The organism is Methylophaga sp. F7, assembly GCF_056863975.1.
In genome coordinates this window covers 1985453-2008827 of sequence record NZ_CM166511.1, presented here as the reverse complement: position 1 = coordinate 2008827, position 23375 = coordinate 1985453, and the positions used below count along the sequence as shown (strand labels likewise).

Genomic DNA, 23375 nt, shown 5'->3' with positions numbered 1-23375 from the left:
CAGCCGCTACAGGGGAAAACTGTGTACAAAAAAAACATGAGCATTGCTGATTTTGATGACGAGTTGTTTCAGGCAATTTCTGCTGAAGAACAGCGTCAGGAAGATCACATCGAATTAATTGCTTCTGAGAACTATACCAGCCCACGGGTGATGGAAGCTCAGGGCTCATTGTTAACCAACAAATACGCAGAAGGTTATCCCGGTAAACGTTACTATGGCGGTTGTGAACACGTTGATACCGCTGAAGATTTGGCTATTGAACGAGCAAAAGCTTTATTCGGTGCTGATTACGCTAACGTGCAACCACATTCAGGTTCACAGGCCAATGCTGCAGTTTATCTGGCTTTATTGCAACCCGGTGATATGATTCTGGGCATGAGTCTGGCACACGGTGGTCATTTAACTCATGGCGCAAAAGTCAGTGCTTCTGGCAAAATCTATAACTCCGTGGCTTATGGCATCAGTAGTGATTCTGGTGAAATTGATTACAGTGAAGTTGAACGACTGGCAAAAGAACATCAGCCTAAATTGATCGTTGCCGGTTTTTCGGCTTATTCTCGCATTATCGACTGGCAAAAATTCCGTAATATTGCGGATTCAGTCGGTGCATATTTACTGGTTGATATGGCTCATATTGCCGGCTTGGTCGCTGCAGGCCTGTATCCAAATCCGGTCCAAATCGCTGATGTGACAACCACAACGACTCACAAAACATTAAGAGGCCCGCGTGGTGGTCTGATTCTGGCCAAATCCAATCCTGAAATTGAGAAAAAGCTGAACTCAGCCGTTTTCCCTGGTTTTCAGGGGGGCCATTAATGCATGTCATTGCGGCAAAAGCAGTTGCTTTCAAGGAAGCAATGTTGCCGGAGTTCAAAACCTATCAACAGCAAGTTGTGAAAAATGCCAAGGCGATGGCCAAAGTCTTTATGGCACGTGGCTATGATGTAGTCTCTAAAGGAACCGATGACCATTTGTTCCTGGTCAGCTTTATTGAAGCTGGTTTGACTGGTAAAGAAGTTGATGCCTGGTTGGGTAATGCCCATATTACGGTCAATAAAAATGCTGTGCCTAATGATCCACAATCACCATTCGTTACCTCTGGTATTCGTGTCGGAACACCTGCGGTTACAACACGTGGCTTCAGCGAGCAGGATTGCACCGATTTGGCAGGCTGGATGTGTGATGTTATTGATAGTCATGGTGATGAAAAAGTGATTGCAGCTATTCGTGACAAAGTAATGACGATCTGCAAACGATTGCCAGTTTATTCATAAGTTTGAGCTGACTGATGCGTTGCCCGTTTTGCGGAGCTGAAGATTCAAAAGTCGTCGATTCGCGTCTTTCTTCTGAGGGAGATGCGATTCGACGACGTCGTATGTGTCAGGAATGTAATGAGCGGTTTACCACTTATGAAACCGCTGAGCTGAGTTTGCCAAGGTTGATTAAGCGTGATGCCACCCGTGAAGCGTTTGATGAAAATAAATTACGCGCGGGCATTATGCGGGCCCTGGAAAAACGCCCGGTCAGCATTGACGCTATTGATAATGCCGTAAAAACTATCACTCGACGCTTATGGGCAACGGGTGAAAGAGAAGTGCAAAGTCGTCTGGTGGGTGATTGGGTAATGGATGCATTACGTGAACTGGATGAAGTAGCTTATGTCCGATTCGCATCTGTTTATCGAAGTTTTCAGGATGTGAATGCGTTTCGGGAAGAAATTGAACGTATGGAAAATCGTGCATTATCTGACAAAGACAGCTGAATCTTACGGTCAGCACCAGTTTGTTCCAACGCATCATTCGAATGCGATTACAATCATAACGAACATTAATCTGTGGAGGCATTCCCAATGAGCCAACACGAACAATTTATGGCACAGGCAATACAACTTGCCTGGAAAGGATTATATACAGCAGATCCAAACCCTCGCGTTGGCTGTGTGATTGTAAAAAATGATCAGATAATCGGCCAGGGTTGGCACCATCGTGCCGGAGAAGCACATGCCGAGATAAATGCTCTGCATGATGCCGGACATGATGCAGAAGGTGCAGATTGTTATGTAACCCTTGAGCCCTGCAGTCATTTTGGACGAACTCCGCCATGTGCTGATGCATTAATCCGTGCGGGTATCAAACGTTTATTTGTTGCAATGACTGATCCGAATCCGGTTGTTTCTGGAACGGGTATTCAACGTATTGAACACGCGGGTATTGAAGTCCATCAGGGGATTTTGCAATCCCAGGCGGAACAATTAAATCCAGGCTTCATTCAACGTATGCGCCTCGGCAGACCCTATGTACGAAGTAAAATGGCGATGAGTCTTGATGGCCGCACCGCAATGGCTTCAGGAGAAAGTAAATGGATAACCGGCGCTGAAGCGCGTGCCGATGTACAGAAACTCCGGGCTCGCAGCTCAGCGATCCTGACAGGGGTCGGTACGGTACTGGCAGATGACCCGTTACTTAACGTTCGACATGTAGATGACTGGTATCCTCATGGTGAGAGCATCCGTCAGCCGCTAAAAGTTGTCGTCGACAGTGAACTGCGTATGCCGACTTCAGCCCGGATCCTCAATGACGCTAAAGTATTGTTGTTTACCGCTTGTGAGCGAATGGTTCGCGCTGATGTGGAAACCATTGTATTACCTGCGCCAAACAATCAGGTTGATTTGAGCGGTATGCTGGCTGTATTGGCCAAGCGTGAAATTAATGAAGTAATGGTCGAAGCAGGTGCAGTTTTAAATGGTGCTTTGTTACGATCACAATTAATTGATGAAATGATTTTTTATGTGGCACCAAAACTGATGGGGGATGCGGCCAGAGCCGTATTTCATTTACCGGGCATGGATCGCATGGCGCAAAATATTCAATTACACATTACCGATATACGGGCAATTGGTCAGGACTGGCGTATTACCGCAGTCCCAGAGTACAACGAGGCTTTTTAAACATGTTTACAGGTATTATCGCGGCCGTAGGCCAGCTGAAATCACTGGAATCACGCGGCGGAGATATTCGTTTGCATATTGATCCGGCCAAACTGGATCTGACTGACGTAAAACTGGGCGATAGTATCGCGGTCAATGGTGTGTGTTTAACCGTAGTCGAAATGGCGAGCAGAAGTTTACAGTTTGATGTCTCTCAGGAGACCCTACAACGAACCAGTCTGGGACAATTAAAAAAGGGTAGTGAAGCCAATCTTGAAAAAGCCCTTGCCGTTGGGGATCGTTTAGGCGGTCATATGGTTAGCGGGCATGTTGATGGTTTAGGTGAAGTGATCAGTAAAACGGCTTCGGCCCGTTCCTGGCAATATAAGATAAAAGTCCCGACAGAGCTGGAGCGTTATATTGCAGAAAAAGGTTCAATTACCATCGATGGGGTCAGTCTGACCGTGAATGGCGTATTTGATGGAGGTTTTGATATCAATATCATTCCGCATACGCTTGAAGAAACCATTATCAAACACTATCAAACCGGCACTCGGGTCAATCTGGAAGTGGATTTGATTGCCCGTTACCTTGAACGTCTGTTACCTCAGACTGGCTCCACCATCAGCCGGGATTTTCTCACTCAACAGGGTTATATTCGCTAAATGCAAATCAACAGCACCCAGGAAATTATCGACGACCTCAAGCAAGGCAAAATGGTCATCATCATGGATGATGAAGATCGCGAAAATGAAGGCGATTTAGTGATGGCGGCGGATAAAGTTACTGCTGAAGCCGTTAACTTTATGGCTAAATTCGGTCGGGGATTGATTTGCCTCACATTAACTGAAGATCGTTGCCGTCAGTTGCGTCTGCCACTTATGGTGATCGATAATCAAACACCTTATGCCACCAACTTCACTGTTTCAATTGAGGCGGCTGATGGCGTGACCACTGGTATTTCTGCAGCTGATCGTGCATTAACCATCCAAAAAGCCGTCGCACCTCAGGCTAAACCTGAGGATCTGGTGCAACCCGGACACATCTTTCCATTAAAAGCACAACCAGGTGGCGTTTTAACTCGTGCCGGACATACAGAAGCAGGTTGTGATTTGGCTTATCTGGCAGGCTGTACGCCGGCCGCAGTTATTGTCGAAATTCTCAATGATGATGGCACCATGGCCCGCCGTCCGGATCTGGAAAAGTTTGCCGAAACCCATCAGCTTAAAATAGGCACGATCGCAGATTTAATCAGTTATCGTCTGCAAAATGAAATGACGATTAAAGCGATGTCGACCTGTGAATTTCCCACCGAATATGGTGATTTCACTCTGCACAGTTACCAGGATGATGTAAGTGGTCAAACCCATCTGGCGTTAGTATATGGCGAAATTAATGCAGAACAGGAAACATTAGTACGTGTGCATATGGCCGATCCTTTAGGGGATTTACTGGCATCGAAACGTGAACCAACCCATTGGCCTTTACCGGATGTGATGCAACGAATTCAGCAAGCTGGAAAAGGTGTGCTTGTGGTATTAAGACAGCCAGAACAGAACAAACAACTGGCCGCAAAAATCGCCCGTTATCAGCAGCAGGATCAAGGCGAAGCTGCACCGTTCAAAGCCAGCTGGGATCTGAGAACCTTTGGTGTTGGCGCGCAGATCCTTGCAGATTTAGGGATACGTAAAATGCGGGTGATTGGTACTCCAACCAAGCTGACCGGTGTTTCTGGTTTTGGACTTGAATTAACCGGGTATGTAGAAGACTGAGCCAGTATTAGTGAGTCATCATATTTACATTGTGGCGGGTGAAGCTTCGGGCGAAGCGCATGCCGCTCGTCTGGTGTCCGCATTAAAGCAGCAGCAACCTTCAATCTATATAACGGGTATTGGCGGTGACAAAATGCGGGCTGCAGGGGCTGATATTAGTATTGATTTTGCTGAATTAGCGGTAATGGGACTAGTGGAGGTGATCAAACGCTATCCCAAAATCAAAGGCATTTTTAATCAGGTGGTCGAGGAATTACGTCGTCAGCCACCAGATTTGTTAATTTTGATTGATTATCCTGGCTTCAACCTAAAACTGGCAAAACAAGCCAAAAAACTCGGCATTAAAGTTTTGTATTACATCAGTCCGAAGATCTGGGCCTGGCGGGCAGGGCGCATCGAACAAATCAAACGTGATGTTGATCATATGGCCGTGTTATTTCCGTTTGAACAGGAAATCTACGAGAAAGCAGAGGTTGCCGTTACCTGTGTAGGGCATCCTTTAGTTGATGCTGTGCATACCCAGTTATCCAAAACTGCAGCAAGGGAAAAATTCTTATTAGATAAAGATATTCGGGTTATTGGTTTATTTCCCGGCAGCCGTCGCAGTGAAATTTCAGTCTTACTGCCAGTGATGCTGGAAGCGGCTGAACGAATAGAAAAACGGCATTTTCCGATTCAGATAGTCATTCCCCAGGCCCCCGGTATTGATGAAAGCTTTCTGCAACAGTATCTGGCTGGCTCATGTTTGAATGTAAGGGTTATCAAGGATGATTTTTATGAGGTTATCCAGGCCTGTGATGCGATTGTTGCTGCATCGGGTACCGTGACGCTGGAAATTGCGTTACTGGGAGTCCCCCATTTTATTACCTATAAAGTTTCTCCATGGAGTTACCGGATACTCAAACGTCTGGTGAAAATTCCCTATGTTGGGTTATGCAATATTGTGACAAAACAGCCGGTGATTAAAGAGTTGCTCCAGGATGACGTTACGCCAGTCCGGTTGGAACAGCAGCTAATGGATCTGCTTACCCATCCCCAACGGCAGCAACATGCTGAAAACATTCGTCAGCAGGTCAAACAAGCACTTGGTCCAAGTGGCGGGGCAGAGAATGCTGCCAAACTTGTACTGAGTTTAATTTAATGCAGTCAGTTGTTTTAATTGCTGGAATAGATGAAGTTGGCAGGGGGCCTTTGGCAGGGCCAGTGGTGACCGCAGCAGTCATACTCGATCCTAATAAACCTATTACAGGATTGACCGATTCTAAAAAGCTCAGTGAAAAGCGCCGCGAACAACTTGTCCCGTTAATTGAGGAATATGCTTATGCGTGGGCGTTGGGCCGGGCAGAAGTGGAAGAAATTGATCAATTAAATATTTTGCAAGCCAGCTTATTAGCGATGCAACGTGCAGTGGCCGCTTTGCCTTTTGAGCTGGAACATGCACTGGTTGATGGTAATCATGCCCCCCAATTGACTTGTCCGGTCACCACAATCATTAAAGGTGATTTAAGTGAACCAGCCATAGCGGCGGCTTCCATATTGGCAAAGGTTGCCAGAGATCGTGAAATGTTGGTGTTGGATCAGCTTTACCCTGGCTACGGACTCGCGAAGCATAAAGGGTATCCGACGGTACAGCATCAGCAAGCACTAATGGATTTAGGACCTTCACCAATTCACCGACAGTCATTTGCCCCGGTTCGCCGGGCAATGAGATAAATTAATGCAATTTCCGGCTATCGTCTTTAAGCATGGTATTATTCGCACCTTATGCTTTCGATAAATTCACTCATTAATTCATTCAAACGGATCAAAGCCGGTAAAAAAAGCCGTGCAGCAGCCGAGGGAGCCGCACCACTTATTGTGTCGCGCGCCGATCATAATATTTCTCGACAGTTAATCAGTCCCAGTGCCTTAAAAGTGCTTTATACCCTTAAAGATGCTGGGTTTGAGGCCTATCTGGTCGGTGGCTGTGTACGGGATTTGTTATTAGGTTACGAACCCAAGGATTTTGATATTTCTACCAATGCTCTGCCTGAGCAGGTGCATCGGTTATTTCGTCGCAGCCAGTTAATTGGTCGTCGTTTCAAACTGGTTCATGTGCGCTTTGGTCGTGATGAGATTATTGAAGTAGCCACTTTCCGAGCGCCACCTGAAGCTAAAAATCATGTCGATAAGCAAGGTCGTATCATGCAGGATAATGTGTACGGCACATTAGAGCAGGATGCATGGCGTCGCGATTTCACCATTAACGCCCTTTATTACAACATCAGAGACTTCTCTATTGTTGATTACACCGGTGGTATTGCCGATTTGCAGGCAGGTCTGATTCGCTTAATTGGTGATAAAACCGTCAGATATCGTGAAGATCCGGTGAGAATGCTTCGTGCTGTACGGTTTATGGCTAAATTGGGTTTAAAGCTGGAAGCCGAAACCGAACAATTGATTGTGGATCTGGCCCCATTACTCAGCGATATTCCTCCGGCCAGATTATTTGATGAAACCTTAAAACTGTATTTAAGTGGGCAGGCAGCAGTAACTCACGAGTTACTTTGTCACTACGGTGTGTTTGATCATCTTTATCCTCAAACCGCGGCTTTGTTACATCAGGAAAATAATGGTTTTCCTCGCACTTTGCTGATGAAAGCGTTGGAAAATACCGATAAAAGACTGGCTGACAACAAGCCGGTTACTCCCGCGTTTTTGTTCGCTGCATTATTATGGGAGCCATTGCGCCAACGTTGGCTGGAACTGAGTAAGGAAATGCCCGAAATACCCGCCATGCAGCGTGCTGCCGGTGAAGTATTATCCGAGCAGATTCAAACCGTCGCCATTCCCAAACGCTTCAGTCTGGTTACCCGTGATATCTGGACCATGCAACCACGATTGACACGCCGTCAGGGTAAACGTGCTTTTGCTTTGTTATTGCATCCCAAGTTTCGTGCTGGTTACGATTTTCTGGCATTGCGGGCCCAATCCGGTGAACCTTTGCAAGAGCTGACTGACTGGTGGACAACCTTTCAGCAGACATCTGCTACTGCGCAGGCCGAAATGGTAAATGCTTTAGGTAATGGCGCAGAGACAGATAAACGTAAACCTCGCCGTCGCCGCCGTCGTAAACCTGCTAATAAAAAAGTTGAATAATGCTCGTTTATATTGGACTCGGCAGTAATCTGCAAAACCCACTGCAACAGATAAAAACGGCAATAAATGATGTACAGTCATTAGCCGGAGTAACCATCATCACCGTATCCTCGTTGTATCAGAGCCCGCCCATGGGGCCAGCCGATCAACCTGATTACATTAATGCGGTGATCTCACTGGAAACATCTCTCAGTCCACATCAGTTACTTGATGCTTTACAATCTGTTGAACAACTCCATGGACGCGAACGAAAGCGGCATTGGGGTGAACGGACGCTGGATTTGGATATTTTGCTCTACGGTGAGCAAATATTAGATGATGAGCGACTGAAAATACCGCACCCAGGCATGCATGAGCGGGCCTTTGTGTTATATCCATTGGCCGAAATAGCACCGGATATTGAGATTCCCGGCATAGGTGCTTTACAGCAAATATTGCTCTCCTGCCCGCAAGGTGATTTACAACTAGTGGATAAGATTAGCTTATGAAAACATTGCCACATCGCTATATTGTTGTCGAAGGTCCTATTGGTGTCGGCAAAACCCATCTGGTTAAAAGGTTGGCTGATAGCTTTTCTGGAAATACCTTGTTGGAAGCGCCGGAACAGAACCCCTTTCTGGAACGCTATTACCTGCATCCCAAACAATCCGCATTGCCAACGCAGCTGAGCTTTCTGATGCAGCGCGTTAAATTAGCCAAAACACTACAACAGGATGATTTATTTACCTCATTGCATGTTGCTGATTTCATGCTGGAAAAAGACCGTTTGTTTGCCCAGATATCGCTCGATGATGACGAACTGGCCTTATACAACATGGTTTACGATAGTTTGACCATGCACCATCGGACACCTGATTTGGTGATTTACCTGCAAGCCTCACTGCCGATCCTGAAAACCCGGATTTCTCAGCGTGGTATCAGTTATGAGCAACATGTCGAGGATGCTTATCTAAAACGATTGGCTGATTCCTACGCTGATTTTTTCCATTATTACGATGCTTCTCCATTATTGATCGTTAATGCAGAACAAATTGATTTGGTGAAAAGTGAAGCCGATTATCAGCAATTGCTGGATCAGATCTGCACTATCCAGAGTGGTCGTCAGTATTACAATCCGTTACCGGTGAAAGAGAAAAACTCATGAGCCGTACCAGTCTCAATCAGCTACGTAAAATGAAAGCCGAGCGTAACAAAATTGCCGTGCTGACGGCATATGATTCAAGTTTTAGTCACGTTCTGGAACAGGCTGGAGTTGATATCGTATTGGTGGGTGACTCACTTGGAATGGTCATTCAAGGTCAGGAAAGCACCTTGCCAGTCACGGTCGAGCATATGATTTACCATACCGCCAATGTGATTCGCGGTAGTGAACGTCTGTTTGTGATCACCGATATGCCGTTCATGAGCTATGCCAATACTGATCAGGCTTTGCACAATGCAGCCCGGTTAATGGCCGAAGGCGGGGCGCAGATGGTTAAACTGGAAGGGGGAGCAGAGCTGGTTGAACTAATTTCTGCCTTAACCCGACGTGGCATTCCTGTTTGTGGTCATCTGGGATTATTACCCCAGTCAGTGCATAAGCTGGGTGGGTATCTGGTTCAGGGGAGAGAACAGTCTGCTGCGGATAAAATTCTGCAGGATGCGATTAGTTTGGAAAAAGCAGGTGCCGATATGCTGGTACTTGAGTGCGTCCCTGCGGCATTGGCGAAGATCATCAGTGAAGCGCTAACGATTCCGGTTATTGGCATTGGTGCTGGTGCTGACTGTGATGGACAGGTTTTAGTGTTACACGACATGTTAGGTATCACTCCTGGTAAACGTCCGCGTTTCAGCCATGATTTCCTGGCCGACAGTGGTCACATCCCTGCAGCAATAAGTCGTTATGTTGAAGCCGTTAAAAATGGTGAGTTTCCCACAGCTGAGCAACAGTATTAATGCAAATTGTTGAATCGATTCTGAGCCTGCGTGGTCAGATAAAGACCTGGCGTGCTGATCATCGGACTATTGCCTTTGTACCGACGATGGGAAACCTTCATGACGGGCATATCTCTCTGGTCAAAAAAGCCCAGACTCTGGCTGACAAAGTGGTGGTCAGTATTTTTGTCAATCCATTGCAGTTTGATGACAAACGGGATTTAGCCAACTATCCCCGGACGTTGCAGACAGATATTAAAAAGCTGACTCAGGTGGGCTGTAATCTGTTATTTACTCCTGATACTGAGGTGATGTATCCGCAGGGCAAGGATTTTCATACCTTTATTCATGTGCCTGGTATGGATGACAAGCTCTGTGGTCTTGAGCGACCCGGACACTTTGATGGTGTTGCCACAGTCGTTACCAAGTTCTTCAATATAGTGCAGGCCGATGTTGCGGTGTTTGGTGAAAAGGATTACCAGCAATTATTGCTGATTCGTAAACTGGTGGCTGATTTGAACTTGCCGATTAAGATCGTGGGCGCAGCTACTGTAAGAGAAGATAGTGGTCTGGCGATGAGTTCTCGTAATCAACATTTAAACGAAACGCTGAAACAGCAAGCTGCAGCGTTGTATTCAAATCTGCTTGAACTCAAACAACAGCTGGAGTCTGGCAATCAGGACTATTCGGCTTTACTGGCTCAAGCCCATACGCAATTAACTGCTTCCGGGTTTACATTGGATTATATTGATATTCGTCGGGCAGAAGATCTGCAATTGGCTAATCCTGCAGTGGATAAAGAGTTGCGGTTGTTGGCGGCGGGACGTGTGGGCAGTGTAAGATTGATTGACAATATTGCTTGTAACCTTGCTTGAGCTTTCTTAAAAAGCGATAATATACGGCTTACTAACGGAATTTTGCCAGCTATGCATCTGACACTGTTAAAAGCTAAATTACATCGTGCCTGTGTAACCCATTCTGAACTGGAATATGAGGGTTCATGCGCGATTGATGGCAAATTACTCGAAGCCGCCGGCATTCACGAGTATGAACAAATTCATATTTACAACGTCGCTAATGGCGAACGTTTCGTGACGTATGCAATTCGAGCTGAAGACGGTTCTAATATCATCTCAGTTAACGGTGCTGCGGCACATAAAGCCTCTCCGGGCGATCGCATTATTATCTGTGCATATACTGCTATGAATGCAGAAGAAGTAAAAAGCTTTAAACCGACGTTGGTATATCTGAATGAAAATAATGATATTACCCATATGCGTCATGCTATTCCTGTCCAAGCGGCCTGATTAAACCCCTTAGATATAACGGTTTGTGAGATTGTCACTGAACAGTCATCAAACCGTTATTTTTTTGTCATATGTGTTCTCTAGACTTTGCAGCATGAAGTTACCAGAGAAACCGTATGCTCAATATTGAACAAGCTGTTCAACAAAAATTCCCCAATTTTCAAAATCAAAAACCTTGGGTCAGAATTCCGACGTTAGGCTTTCTCCGAAAAATCACTCATGAACAGGAAGTTAATCGTTTCCTGGAACAGCATAAGCAGCTTGAAGGCTTTGATTTCATTGATGAGGTCCTGGATTACTTCAACTTCAGCTATAGCATTACGCATCGTCATCGTAACAATATTCCGGCTACAGGTCGTGTTGTCATTGTCGCCAATCATCCATTAGGTGCGTTAGATGGGCTATGTTTATTAAAACTGGTGGGTGAAGTCAGGCGTGATGTGAAAATTGTTGCTAATGACATGCTGTTGAATTTTTCAGCATTAAGTTCCTTGTTTCTGCCGGTAGATAATCTCTCCAAATCTACCCGTAAAAGTAGTATAGCCAGGATTGTTGAGTGTCTGAACAATGATGAGGCTGTGATTGTGTTTCCTGCCGGTGAAGTATCACGTATCCGGCCAGGTGGTGTTCGTGATGGTAAATGGAACAGTGGGTTTTTAAATTTTGCCAAAAAAACGCAATCGCCCATTTTGCCGATATATGTTGAAGCCAGAAACTCTTCGCTGTTTTATAGCGCCTCGATGGTTTATAAACCATTGTCAGGCATGATGCTGGCGCATGAAATGTTCAATAAAAACTCCAAAACTATCTCGATGCGGGTAGGGGAGTCTATTGCTTATCAACAGGTTGAACAATTGCCGTTGATAAAGGCCGAAAAAGCCAAGTTATTAAGGCGCCACTTATATCGACTGGCCAAAGGAAAAAAACCGCTGTTTGTCACTGAGCAGACGATTGCCCATCCGCAGGAACGTCGGGCAATCAAAAAAGAATTGCAGCAGGCTGAATTATTGGGCGAAACGGCCGACAATAAAAAAATATATCTGTTTGACTATCAATCAAATTCAGCTGTTATGCAGGAGATTGGTCGTTTACGGGAAATCACTTTCAGACAGGTTGGCGAGGGAACAGGTAAAAGACGTGATTTAGATCATTATGATCGTGATTACCGGCACTTAATTCTCTGGGATGAGCAGGAACTGGAGATAGCCGGTGCTTATCGAATTGGCGAAGTCGCTCGTATTATGAATGCAGGTCGTGATATCTATACCAGTGAATTGTTTCAGTTTACTGCGGCAATGCAGCAATATTTCCCGGTAAGTATTGAATTGGGTCGCAGCTTTGTCAGCCCCAAATACTGGGGTAAGCGCAGCCTGGATTATTTATGGTATGGCATCGGTGCCTACCTAAAACGTTATCCAGAAGTACGGTATCTATTTGGTCCTGTCAGTTTGAGTAATACCTATCCTGATTTTGCCAAGGCGTTGATTGTCAGTTTTTATCAAAAGCATTTTGCCGATGCAGAAAATCTGGCGAAGGGCAGAGTCCCCTATATATTTGATAATGAAATCAAGCAAAGGGTTAATTCAACGTTAGTGAATCATGATGCTGACAATGACTTTACGGCGGTACGCGAGCAACTGGCGCATATGAATGTAACGGTGCCGACACTCTATAAACAATACGCCGATATTTGTGAGCCAAGTGGTGTGCGGTTTATCGATTTTAATATTGATGCCAATTTCGGTAACTGTATCGATGGACTGGTGATGGTCGATCTGCAGCAATTAAAACCAGCTAAACGCAAACGTTATTTAGGTGAAAAAAATACCTAACATCACCCGTGGCAGCGTTTAAGTTTTTTTCCACTGCCACAAAAGCATTTATCATTCCGGCCAAGTTTGATGGGAGGCAGAAATTCACCATCAAGATAAAACCATAGGCCATCCTGTCGACAAAACCGTGACCTTTCATGTAATTGCCCCATCGGATTATCCAGATAAAAGGCAATAAATTCGACCTCAGCTTCATCGCCGTCTTGTGAATGTTCGATAATAGTTAAACCCAGCCATTGTATTGTTTGCATCGTTTGCTGCAAGCTGTTGGTGTCGTCTGGCTGTCGTTGAGATGGATGCAAGGTAGTCTGCAAATAATTGCTCTGTTGCATTACAAACGCACTATAACGCGAACGCATTAACTGTTCAGCCGTGACTGCAGTCTGTTTACCCTGATGTAATAAACCACAACAATCTTGATACGTTTTCCCACTAAGGCAAGGACAGTCTTGGTCACTCATTAAAATACAATCTTCATTAAGTCAGGATGTTGAAAGGTATAGTTAAGTTTTGTTTTAATTTTTTGATTACTGATTATTTTGTATTTAACTTCTGTTTCAGTGTCAAACTCGGGAGCGGGGAGCCCCATCAACTTTCTCGCATAACTATAAAATTCACGTTTGCTGGGATGGGTGTCAGCACAACCGTTAAAGGTTTCTCCCCAGGCTTGCTGTTGCAAAATGGCATCAATAATACCGAGGCAATCATCAAGGTGAATCAGATTCACCGGAGCATCTGCTTGAGGCACACGACGACCATTTCGGAAAAACCTGCCTGGATGACGGCGTTTATCAATCAAACCACTGAAACGTAAGATGGTTGTTTGGAAATGATTGCTGGTTTGAAACTGCTGTTCTATTTCCCACAAGATGCTGTCGTGGTCTTCAGCATGTTCATCCTCATTCACTTCACGATTGAGACTTTGATAAACCGAGGTGGAACTGATAAACAATATCTTTTGAATCGGTGATTTCTCGATTTGCTGAATAAGATTGGTAAAACCAGTTTGATTTTTAGAGGTAATATTTATAATCAGAATTTCGCTATGCAAAAATTCTTGGATATCGGATATCTGGTCAATATCAACATAAAATGCGCTGGCACCAGCTGTAGCAATTTCAGAGAATCTTTCACGATGACGAGTCGATGTTTTTACATGAAAGCCTTGTTTATATAGTTGAGTTGCCAGTGGTAAGCCCAGCCAGCCGCTCCCTAAAATACTGATAGTGTTAATGCTCGTTTCCTTCTAGACAAAGACATAATTTGTCTATTGTGCAGCTTGATGTAGATCAAAACAAACCACTTCGTTACATAGGCCTAACCTATAAACACGTTATGCTAAGGTTATGATCATTACCGGGAGTTACTGATGAAACAGCATATGCAGACTCAACCATTCGAACAATCCTGGCATCACCTTAGTTCAGAGGAAAGTTTGTCACTACTCGAGAGTGACAAGCATGGATTGGATTCCGAAACCGTTGAACAACGTTTGCAGCAATTTGGTGAAAATCATTTGCCTCGGGTTAAAGGGCGTTCAGCAATAGCCAGGTTATTTGCTCAGCTGCACAATTTGATCATTTATGTGTTGTTAGCTGCAGCGTTGCTTACCGCTTTGCTGGGGCATTGGATAGATTTCTGGGTAATTCTTGCGGTTGTCATATTAAACACGCTAATTGGCTTTATTCAGGAGGGAAAAGCCGAAAAAGCGCTTGATGCTATTAAAGATATGCTGGCGCCTCATGCAACAGTAATCCGTAGTGGGCATCGTCTGCAGATTGAAGCCGATCAGTTGGTTCCCGGTGATGTAGTGGTGTTGGAACCCGGTGATAAAGTGCCAGCAGATTTACGTGTTTTCAGCGCAAAAGGCTTACAAATTCAGGAAGCGGTATTAACCGGCGAATCGGTTGCTGTTGAAAAACACAGTGAGCCGGTAGCGGCAGATGCTGTGTTAGGTGATCGATTGTGTATGGCGTATTCCGGCACCTTGGTCACATCCGGTCAGGGACATGGCGTTGTGGTTGCGACCGGAGCACATACCGAGATTGGCCGAATCAGTGGCATGATTTCCGATATCGAAAACCTCACTACCCCGTTACTACAGCAAATTTCAGTATTCTCTCGCTGGCTGACCCTGGTCATTATGGTGATTGCCGGATTGGTATTCAGCTATGGTTACTGGTTGAATCAGACCCCGCCTATTGAGATGTTTATGATTGTGGTTGGTGTGGCCGTAGCGGGTATTCCTGAAGGTTTACCGGCTATTCTGACCATCACGCTGGCGATTGGTGTGCAACGCATGGCCAGTCGCAATGCCATTATTCGACGGCTTCCAGCAGTAGAAACTCTGGGCGCGGTATCCATTATCTGCTCTGATAAAACCGGTACCTTAACCCGCAATGAAATGACGGTTTCCACTGTGATGAGCTCGGTAAATAACTATAGCGTCAGTGGTGTGGGTTATTCTCCAGCGGGTGAGTTTACTATTGATGAGCAGGCCATTGAAACCGAACAGCACGAAATTTTAACGTTGCTTTTACGCTGTGCCGCTATTTGCAATGATTCGGCATTAAAGCGACGTGGTGATGATTGGCTGGCCGAAGGCGATCCGATGGAAGCAGCGATGCTTAGCGCCGCATTAAAGGCAGATTTTACACTGGAGGAGCTGAAACAATTTTACCCAAGACGTGATGTTATCCCGTTTGATACCGCACATCGTTTTATGGCCACCCTGCATCATGATCACCAAGGCCATGACTTTATTGCTGTAAAAGGTGCACCGGAAAAACTCATCGAGCTTTGCCAATTTCAGCGAACAGAACTAGGAGATGTGGAAGTTGATCAGACTTATTGGCATGCACAGATTGAAAAAATTGCAGCAGAAGGCCAGCGAGTGCTGGCCGTGGCCACTAAAACGGTGGAGCAACATACAGGGGAATTGCAGTTTAAAGATTTAGACCAGGGATTGGTGTTACTGGGCTTGATCGGGCTGATTGACCCACCCCGTGAAGAGGCCATTACTGCTGTCAGTGAATGTCATAAAGCCGGTATTCAGGTCAAAATGATTACTGGTGATCATGCCGCAACAGCCAGTGCGATTGCAGCAAAACTGGGTTTGCATCATACGAAAACAGTGTTGACCGGGCACGATCTCACACAACTCAGTGACGCAGAGTTGCAACATGCTGTTCACCAAACTGATGTTTTTGCCCGTACAGCACCGGAGCATAAATTAAGGCTGGTCAGAGCTTTACAGGCCAATGGTCATGTTGTTGCGATGACGGGGGATGGGGTAAATGATGCCCCGGCATTGAAACGAGCAGATGTAGGGATAGCAATGGGACAAGGGGGGACTGAGGCGGCCAAGGAAGCGGCAGAAATGGTGTTAGCCGATGATAACTTTGCTTCGATTGCCAAAGCTGTTAGAGAAGGACGTACGGTATATGACAACTTGAAAAAAGCCATCTTATTTTTACTGCCCATCAATGGAGGTGAATCATTAAGTATTATTGCGGCAGTAATGGCGGGCATGACCTTACCGATCACTCCTTTACAGATATTGTGGATCAATATGGTCAGCTCAATTGCTTTGGCGTTATCTCTGGCATTTGAACCGGGTGAAGAGAATGCCATGAAGTGTAAACCAAGACAACGAGATGAAAAAATGCTCTCCGGGTTTCTGGTCTGGCGTATCAGCTTTGTGTCATTACTGTTTGTTATTGGGGTTTATGGCATGTTTTTATGGACCCAGTCTCAGGGGGCTTCAATTGAACAATCCCGGACATATGCCGTGAATACTCTGGTGGTGATGGAAGTATTTTATCTGTTCAATGTGCGTTGTTTAAACAGTGCATCCTGGTCAATCAAACGGTGGTTCACCTCATCTATAGTGTTTATTTCAATCGGAATGGTCATTTTATTGCAGCTGATTTTTACCTACGCGCCATTTATGAACACATTATTTGAATCAACTCCAATTGGATTACGCCATGGTACCGAGATCATTGCGGTGGGTATTATTATGTATTTGATTTTAGAGCTGGAAAAATGGCTGCGTCGATTTATGAGCAACCATCATAAAGTTGAAGAAACAGTTAGTTAAAGAGAAAATTTGATTGCTCTCAATTGCCCAACGGTTTTATTTTCGTCGGGAAAAGTGTTTTATCAAACGGCGAAGCACCAAAATGATAAAACCGCTTAAACCAAATAAAATTAGTGCTATTGGCCAAGGAATAGCGTGTGGTTTTGGATTAATTGGTGGTTGCTTGTGAAAAGAAGCTGGAATATTACGTTCAGCTAACTCAATAGTAACCCACTCATCCCTATCGGCCGGTGCCGTTTCCACATATTCGCTAAAACTGTAAACCGGTGCATCACCATAGATCCGACTAGATGGTATTTGTGGTATTCGGACAAACCAGATGGCCTCAATAGAATCAGCAAGAATTTTTTCGTAGCTAGAAAGCGATCGTGTTGCTTGACCGGTTGTTAAACGAAGTAAATCTTCCCCAATAGCATCAAATGCTACGGCTGGTAACAGGCGAGTGGTTTCGGTGGTCAGATAATCATAAATCTGTCTGGCTGCATTCAGATCCATTTCAATAATAGCCGTATAAAAATAGGCACCAATCGCCTGAACATAGCCATTTATCCCGCGTGTAGGAATATCCCAGCCCAACGCCCGTAATGTGTCGATGCTGATGCCGGTACAGTTGGCGTCTGCGTGGTTATAAATAAAATGACCCCGATAGAAATAATTCATTACCTGATTAATAGATTGTTGAAATTCTGCTGCTGGCTGATGATTTTTAAGCGTAGCTACCAGCATGTAGGAAGGCCGATAATAATTTTGTCCGGCATTGAGGTCTGCCAGATAGTTGTCCATTGGAGTGACGGCAGCAATAATGCCTTTTTCACTGATGGTTTCCAGATTGTAAAAATTATTGACCAGCCACTCAGCGTAACTGCCATTCTCACCGAACTGGCCGGTCACTACTGCAAAATGCCCTGCCAGAGCTTCATGATCATCTCCCTGAGCACCATTAAGCATCAAGCCTAAAACCGGTTTACCAGCAGCCTCCATGGCAGAGCCGGGCGTTCGCTCCCATAACAGACGACTTTGATGTGGTTGTTGTACGCCGCCATCATCAACCTGAACCAGAGTTTGCAAATCTTCATCTTCGCTGAGTGGCAATAACTGATAATTGTTAATGGCAAAATCCAGCGGCCAGACGGTGCGCGCTATAAATGCATCATTCGTCATTTTGCCGCGTAAACGAATATCGCGTTGTTTAAAAAACTCAGTGGTATTTTTATTCCAGAATGACTGATTTTGTGGAATTTTAGCTATTGTTTCAAAATTGACTTGTGTGCCGTCATCCAGAATAAGTGATTTACCTGATTTATTGAGCCTGGCTGACTCAATTACTGTAGGGGAAGCAATCCATATGGGGATATTGTCATTAATTTCAGCTTGTTTTTCCAGCCATTTGGGTAAGCTGACTGATGCAGAAGATGGCGTTGGTAGGGAAGCAATAATCTCCTCCTCAAAATACCATTTAGCCTGATCTGATAGATGGCAGTTTGTACAACTTCCACTGGTCAGTGGAGGTTGTACCATTTCTGCTGAAACAGGATCAAAAAATGGCGTTGACTGGGCAAAACTTGTGCCCAGCAACACAATGAACAGGGAGGGTAGAAATGACATGCGGCAAGCATATCATGTGACAGCGTTGTTTTTAGCCTGGTGGATTTCGGCTTTTAAAGCCTCATCAAGTTTAAGCTGACGTGCTAGCTCATCCAGATACACTTTTTCCATAAAGCTATCTTCATCAATCATAATCAAACTGGCCAGATACATTTCAGCGGCCATTTCCTGTGTAGATGCTAATTTGGCAATTTCAGCAGGATTAACCGGTTTTTTTAACTCAGAATCTATCCAATGTTTTAGCTCAGAATCATCTGTGATTTGCGCAACTTGCTGATCAATTAACAAACGTTCCTCATCATTAATATGCCCATCAGCTTTGGCGGCACCAATCATGGCTTGTAATATTGCCTGGCTATGCAGTTCAGCTTCTGGAGCGGGTAAGCGGTCTAAGGTTTGTGGCATGGCTTGAGGTGCGGTTTGTTGATTGTTTTGCTGCCAGCTCTGATAAGCTTTAAATGCAACGGCACCCAATGCCGCCACACCGCCATATTTCAGAACACTGCCACCCATTTTGCGAGCTTTTTTATTCCCGAGCAGAAGACCTACCGCTGTTCCCGCCAAAGCGCCCCCACCAGCCCCCGTTAAAAACTGACCAATTTTATTGTCACTGGTATCGGAACTAGTATTTTGCTTGTCGAGAAACTGCTGACCAGATTGCAGAAGTTTATCCATCAGACTGCGTGTGTTCATTTGCTAATATCTCCAGGTTTGGATGTAATTCAAGTGGCTTGCCCGCATAATGTGATTCTCTGACCGCGGTTATATTAAATTGGTTTTACCTTAACTGAATTAACTTAAATGAAAATGAATCCAGCACATCAAAAAGGCTCGTCAAAAGCATTTACCATTATTTTCTGGTTGTTATTAATGGGGTCTCTGACCTTATTTTTTAATGGCTTTATTGAACAGAAATATAATCCTAACCGCCATCTGATGGAGATGGAGGCAGGTCTGGGGACAGATGTGGTGTTATTGCGAAATCAAGCAGGACACTATGTTGCTCCAGGATTTATCAATGGGCATGAAGTGACCTTTTTGCTGGATACCGGTGCAACCAATATCAGCGTGCCGGCAGGAATTGCCAGAGAGGCGGGTCTGAAGCAGGGCCGACAGGCGATGGTCAATACGGCAAATGGCGTGGTTCCTGTGTATTCTACCGAATTAGATACCGTGCAGCTGGGCGCAATCAAATTACAGCATATTCAGGCACATATTAACCCTCATATGTCAGACGATATTGTGTTGCTTGGTATGAGTTTTATGAAGCATCTCGAGATGACGCAGCGTGATGGTACGTTGACGCTCAGTTTACCTGGAATCTGATGTCTGGCCACTTTTTTCAACAGCCCATTTTTCATAATGTGAACCTGGCTCACCCGGTTGAAAACAACACGCCACCCAAAAATTACCTATCAATTCAGTTATCACTGATTTTGCACCATCACTGGTCTGCCACCATTTATTGAGTGCAAAACCTTGTGGCGCCGCCGCATATATACCTATTTCGACATTGGGGAATGCCTCACGATATAAACTGCGAGTTCGTCTGGCATGTACATCACTGGTATGGACGTTTAACCCTTTTAAATCAGTCTCTTTCAACGCCAGCCAGTCTCGCACCATTACCGCACTGAGATAGGTACGTTCCTGTGCGGATTCCGGCGCAGGAATCATAATCAGTTTTTCAGCATCCAGACCATGCTGCACCATAAATGCACCCGCCTGTTCAGCATAGGAAGCATGGGCCGGGCTTAAGAAACGGACATTCGGGCCGCCTGTGGTGATCATATATTGATACTGTTCAGCATTAAATATCGCCAGGGCTGCCAGCAAACTGTCTTCATCCTGCCAGCCTTCCACTACCAGATATGTTCGATCCGCGACTGGATCGGTAGGGGCGAGGATAACGGCCAGTTGTTTTAATAGAAGCAAACTACAAAGGGTTAGCAGTAATAAAATTATTAAACCACCCCAAATTGTTGGAAACCACAACTGGCGTTTTCTAAATAAGCTGAATTTAGACAAAAAACTATCCCTGATAATAAAACAATTATGGTTAAGTCAGAATGGCCTGGCTCAGCCTTCCTGTCCATAACGCTGATGCAAGATGCCAACGCGCTCAACATATACTTCTGTCTCGGCATAGGGGGGATGCCCTTGTAACGTTTGACCGCGCCTGGACCGGCATTGTATGCGGCCGTTGCGAGTTTGATATTCCCATCGAAAGTGTGTAACAAACCGGCCAGATATTTCACGCCACCTTCAATATTCTGTTGCACATCAAATGCATTGGTGACCCCAAGATCTTTAGCAGTACCAGGCATCAGTTGCATCAAACCTTGTGCACCTTTTTTAGATAAAGCTTTGGCATTAAAAGCCGATTCGGCATGAATAACGGCACGGACCAGAGCGGCATCAATTTTATATTTTTTGGCCATGGTTCTGACCGTGTCAGCATAATCGTCGGTATTCAGACTGATGGTATGCCAATTTATCTTTGAAGTGGGATTACAGGCATAACATTCATAAGCCAGAACCTCAAAGTCACCGTTTAACGGTTTCTTATCAGAAAAACTGAAACTTTCCCCATCATTGGAAAGTGATTTATAAATGATGGTTTTATTGCTGTGAATGGATGTGGGCTTACGAACATCGATATCAGCATTACTAAATTCCACCACACCGTCACTGTTTCGGACCTGTTTAATATCATTTGCCAGCACTTCTCCCGTCAATACGAGTGAAAGCAGTGAAATATAAAAAGGTTTAAGCGTCATGGATACTAAAAATAACGGCCAGCTGAGCCAATGACAATAACTATTAAGCCAAGAATGAGATTTGCTCGTACAAATTTGCGAATTTTATCCAGTTCATTAGCCGAGGCGATCCAGTCATGTTCTGCTACAGCCCATTTGAGTTTGCGGTAAGGGTTAAAAAATACATGCATAAACAATAGCATCATGAAAATTCCCAGTAGCAACATGATATGCACATGAATACCGACGGCTCCCATACCGCCCAGCATAAACAGCATGCCGAAGCCGGTAATCAATATCGTGATCACTGACGCCCATACCCATGGAAAAAATCGTTTAAAAACACTTGCCCAAAGTGGAAAGCGCTGTTCGGGTTCAAGTAAGGTCCCAGCAACGGGGCGTAAAAACATAAAAGCGAAAAATAATCCGCCCACCCAGATAACCGAAGCCAGTAAATGTAAACTTATTGTAATGCCCATAATAATTCTCTCTAAGTTGTTATCGTTTTAATGGGAATACCAGCAATTTTCTGCCGCCATTCCTGAGGACCCGTTTGATGTACCGAGCTTCCGCGACTATCAACTGCTACAGTGACGGGCATATTTTCTACATAGAATTCACGAATTGCTTCCATGCCTAATTCTTCAAAAGCTATCAAGCGTGAAGATTTAATTGCTTTTGATACCAGATAAGCAGCGCCACCCACCGCGATCAAATAGGTCGATTGATACTTTTTGATTAAATCGACGGTTTGTTCACCGCGTTCGGCCTTGCCTATCATGCCTAACAGACCTGTTTTCGCCAGCATGGTTTCAGTAAATTTATCCATCCGGGTTGCCGTGGTGGGACCTGCTGGACCGACAATTTCATTTTTAACCGGATCCACCGGACCGACGTAGTATATAAAGCGATTATGAAAATCCAGCCCTTCGGGTAACGGCTTACCACTATCCAGCAAATCAGCAATCTTTTTATGCGCTGCATCCCGGCCGGTTAAAAAATGACCGGTGAGTAATAAGGTATCACCAGGTTGCCATTGTTTAATCTCATCATGCGTTATTGTGTCGAGATTGATATGCCGGGTGTTTTCCGCAGCCTGCCAAGTGATTTCTGGCCAGTCAGTTAAAGAGGGCGGGGTGAATGTTGCCGGACCAGAACCATCCAACGTGAAATGCACGTGACGGGTGGCGGCACAATTAGGAATCATGGCAACGGGAAGCGAAGCCGCATGGGTCGGATAATCCTTGATCTTGATATCCAAAACCGTCGTTAGACCGCCTAAACCTTGAGCACCAATACCCAGTTGATTCACTTTTTCGTATAACTCAACCCGCAACTTTTCAGTGGCCGTTTGTGGGCCACGTTCCAGCAAATCCTGAATATCAATATCTTCCATCAGGCTTTGTTTAGCCATCAGCATGGCTTTTTCTGCCGTTCCGCCAATGCCAATACCCAGCATGCCAGGCGGACACCAACCCGCACCCATTTTGGGAACAGTTTCCAGTACCCAATCCACCAGACTATCGCTAGGATTCAAAATGGTGAATTTGGCTTTATTTTCGCTACCACCACCTTTGGCAGCAATATCAATTTCTATCGTGTTGCCGGGCACCAGTTCGGTGTAAATCACTGCTGGTGTGTTATCACCAGTATTTTTGCGGCTGCCAATCGGATCAGCGACGATAGAAGCACGTAATACATTATCCGGATGTTGATAAGCCTGACGTACGCCCTCATTAACCATATCTTCCAGGCTTTGCTCGGTCTGCCATTGCACTTGCATACCGACTTTGAGAAATATATTAACAATGCCGGTATCCTGACATATCGGCCGGTTGTTTTCAGCACACATCCGTGAGTTGACCAGAATCTGTGCTATTGCATCTTTCGCCGCCGGCGATTGTTCACGCTCATAGGCTTTGCTCATCGCCTGAATAAAATCCTGAGGATGATAATTGGCAATAAACTGCAACGCATCAGCAATGCTTTGCACAAAGTCCTGTTGGCGAATTACTGTCAT

Annotated in this window: 23 protein-coding genes and 1 pseudogene; 16 read left to right on the top strand and 8 right to left on the bottom strand. The window is 45.1% G+C overall.

The window, feature by feature from the left end; all coding sequences use genetic code 11:
* Nucleotides 1-21 precede the first annotated feature (21 nt).
* The 14 genes and pseudogenes from glyA to olsF all read left to right on the top strand — a co-directional run bounded on the left by glyA (nucleotide 22) and on the right by olsF (nucleotide 12889).
* Nucleotides 22-1274: pseudogene (gene glyA / locus AC08OG_RS10150) on the top strand (serine hydroxymethyltransferase).
* A 14-nt stretch (nucleotides 1275-1288) separates the two neighbouring features.
* The gene (gene nrdR, locus AC08OG_RS10145) at nucleotides 1289-1762 is read left to right on the top strand and encodes a transcriptional regulator NrdR (RefSeq protein ID WP_292357693.1); all 474 of its coding nucleotides are present in this window, start codon (nucleotides 1289-1291) and stop codon (nucleotides 1760-1762) included.
* A gap of 87 nt (nucleotides 1763-1849) precedes the next feature.
* The gene (gene ribD, locus AC08OG_RS10140; RefSeq protein ID WP_292357691.1) at nucleotides 1850-2947 is read left to right on the top strand and encodes a bifunctional diaminohydroxyphosphoribosylaminopyrimidine deaminase/5-amino-6-(5-phosphoribosylamino)uracil reductase RibD; all 1098 of its coding nucleotides are present in this window, start codon (nucleotides 1850-1852) and stop codon (nucleotides 2945-2947) included.
* Between the two features lie 2 nt (nucleotides 2948-2949).
* Nucleotides 2950-3591, top strand: a complete 642-nt coding sequence (locus tag AC08OG_RS10135) for a riboflavin synthase (protein ID WP_292357690.1) — start codon at nucleotides 2950-2952, stop codon at nucleotides 3589-3591.
* The gene (gene ribBA / locus AC08OG_RS10130) at nucleotides 3592-4698 is read left to right on the top strand and encodes a bifunctional 3,4-dihydroxy-2-butanone-4-phosphate synthase/GTP cyclohydrolase II (protein WP_292357688.1); all 1107 of its coding nucleotides are present in this window, start codon (nucleotides 3592-3594) and stop codon (nucleotides 4696-4698) included.
* 10 nt (nucleotides 4699-4708) lie between these two features.
* The gene (gene lpxB / locus AC08OG_RS10125) at nucleotides 4709-5839 is read left to right on the top strand and encodes a lipid-A-disaccharide synthase (RefSeq protein WP_292357685.1); all 1131 of its coding nucleotides are present in this window, start codon (nucleotides 4709-4711) and stop codon (nucleotides 5837-5839) included.
* On the top strand, nucleotides 5839-6411 hold the full coding sequence (gene rnhB / locus AC08OG_RS10120; RefSeq protein ID WP_292357683.1) for a ribonuclease HII: 573 nt from the start codon (nucleotides 5839-5841) through the stop codon (nucleotides 6409-6411). Before lpxB ends, rnhB begins: the two co-directional genes overlap by 1 nt.
* 51 nt (nucleotides 6412-6462) lie before the next feature.
* On the top strand, nucleotides 6463-7836 hold the full coding sequence (gene pcnB / locus AC08OG_RS10115) for a polynucleotide adenylyltransferase PcnB (protein ID WP_482929441.1): 1374 nt from the start codon (nucleotides 6463-6465) through the stop codon (nucleotides 7834-7836).
* A complete protein-coding gene (gene folK / locus AC08OG_RS10110; RefSeq protein ID WP_292357680.1) occupies nucleotides 7836-8324 on the top strand; it encodes a 2-amino-4-hydroxy-6-hydroxymethyldihydropteridine diphosphokinase in 489 nt (162 codons plus the stop codon). Before pcnB ends, folK begins: the two co-directional genes overlap by 1 nt.
* Nucleotides 8321-8980 (top strand): deoxynucleoside kinase, encoded by a 660-nt coding sequence (locus tag AC08OG_RS10105; protein ID WP_292357678.1) that lies wholly within the window; start codon nucleotides 8321-8323, stop codon nucleotides 8978-8980. The genes folK and AC08OG_RS10105 overlap by 4 nt, the downstream gene beginning before the upstream one ends.
* Nucleotides 8977-9771: a 3-methyl-2-oxobutanoate hydroxymethyltransferase gene (gene panB / locus AC08OG_RS10100; protein ID WP_292357676.1), complete on the top strand. Its 795-nt coding sequence runs from the start codon at nucleotides 8977-8979 to the stop codon at nucleotides 9769-9771. Before AC08OG_RS10105 ends, panB begins: the two co-directional genes overlap by 4 nt.
* Nucleotides 9771-10625, top strand: a complete 855-nt coding sequence (gene panC / locus AC08OG_RS10095) for a pantoate--beta-alanine ligase (RefSeq protein WP_439503523.1) — start codon at nucleotides 9771-9773, stop codon at nucleotides 10623-10625. The genes panB and panC overlap by 1 nt, the downstream gene beginning before the upstream one ends.
* Before the next feature lie 51 nt (nucleotides 10626-10676).
* On the top strand, nucleotides 10677-11057 hold the full coding sequence (gene panD, locus AC08OG_RS10090; protein ID WP_292357672.1) for an aspartate 1-decarboxylase: 381 nt from the start codon (nucleotides 10677-10679) through the stop codon (nucleotides 11055-11057).
* 116 nt (nucleotides 11058-11173) lie between these two features.
* Nucleotides 11174-12889, top strand: coding sequence for a bifunctional ornithine lipid synthase OlsF (olsF, locus tag AC08OG_RS10085; RefSeq protein ID WP_292357670.1), 1716 nt, complete (start codon nucleotides 11174-11176; stop codon nucleotides 12887-12889).
* A gap of 2 nt (nucleotides 12890-12891) precedes the next feature.
* On the opposite strand, the gene AC08OG_RS10080 is transcribed toward olsF, so the two are convergent.
* Entirely contained in the window at nucleotides 12892-13350 is a 459-nt protein-coding gene (locus AC08OG_RS10080) for a YchJ family protein (protein WP_482929440.1), read from the bottom strand.
* On the bottom strand, nucleotides 13350-14108 hold the full coding sequence (locus tag AC08OG_RS10075; protein ID WP_482930542.1) for an SDR family oxidoreductase: 759 nt from the start codon (nucleotides 14106-14108) through the stop codon (nucleotides 13350-13352). The genes AC08OG_RS10080 and AC08OG_RS10075 overlap by 1 nt, the downstream gene beginning before the upstream one ends.
* Nucleotides 14109-14258: 150 nt before the next feature.
* Here AC08OG_RS10075 and AC08OG_RS10070 point away from each other — a divergent pair, with 150 nt between their 5' ends.
* Entirely contained in the window at nucleotides 14259-16991 is a 2733-nt protein-coding gene (locus AC08OG_RS10070; RefSeq protein ID WP_482929439.1) for a cation-transporting P-type ATPase, read from the top strand.
* A gap of 36 nt (nucleotides 16992-17027) precedes the next feature.
* On the opposite strand, the gene AC08OG_RS10065 is transcribed toward AC08OG_RS10070, so the two are convergent.
* A complete protein-coding gene (locus AC08OG_RS10065; protein ID WP_482929438.1) occupies nucleotides 17028-18596 on the bottom strand; it encodes a hypothetical protein in 1569 nt (522 codons plus the stop codon).
* Nucleotides 18597-18608: 12 nt separating this feature from the next.
* Nucleotides 18609-19289: a tellurite resistance TerB family protein gene (locus AC08OG_RS10060; RefSeq protein WP_482929437.1), complete on the bottom strand. Its 681-nt coding sequence runs from the start codon at nucleotides 19287-19289 to the stop codon at nucleotides 18609-18611.
* A gap of 108 nt (nucleotides 19290-19397) precedes the next feature.
* On the opposite strand from AC08OG_RS10060, the gene AC08OG_RS10055 reads away from it, so the two are divergent.
* Entirely contained in the window at nucleotides 19398-19922 is a 525-nt protein-coding gene (locus tag AC08OG_RS10055) for a retropepsin-like aspartic protease family protein (protein WP_292398445.1), read from the top strand.
* Here AC08OG_RS10055 and AC08OG_RS10050 read toward each other — a convergent pair.
* Genes AC08OG_RS10050 through AC08OG_RS10035 form a run of 4 tightly spaced genes read right to left on the bottom strand, consistent with a single transcriptional unit; the run spans nucleotide 19908 to nucleotide 23375 of the window.
* On the bottom strand, nucleotides 19908-20531 hold the full coding sequence (locus AC08OG_RS10050) for an ElyC/SanA/YdcF family protein (RefSeq protein WP_482929436.1): 624 nt from the start codon (nucleotides 20529-20531) through the stop codon (nucleotides 19908-19910). The two genes, AC08OG_RS10055 and AC08OG_RS10050, sit on opposite strands and share 15 nt — an antisense overlap.
* A 29-nt stretch (nucleotides 20532-20560) precedes the next feature.
* Nucleotides 20561-21376 (bottom strand): lytic transglycosylase domain-containing protein, encoded by an 816-nt coding sequence (locus AC08OG_RS10045; RefSeq protein WP_482929435.1) that lies wholly within the window; start codon nucleotides 21374-21376, stop codon nucleotides 20561-20563.
* Between the two features lie 5 nt (nucleotides 21377-21381).
* Nucleotides 21382-21834 (bottom strand): CopD family protein, encoded by a 453-nt coding sequence (locus AC08OG_RS10040; protein ID WP_292357653.1) that lies wholly within the window; start codon nucleotides 21832-21834, stop codon nucleotides 21382-21384.
* Between the two features lie 11 nt (nucleotides 21835-21845).
* Nucleotides 21846-23375, bottom strand: a complete 1530-nt coding sequence (locus tag AC08OG_RS10035) for a fumarate hydratase (RefSeq protein WP_482929434.1) — start codon at nucleotides 23373-23375, stop codon at nucleotides 21846-21848.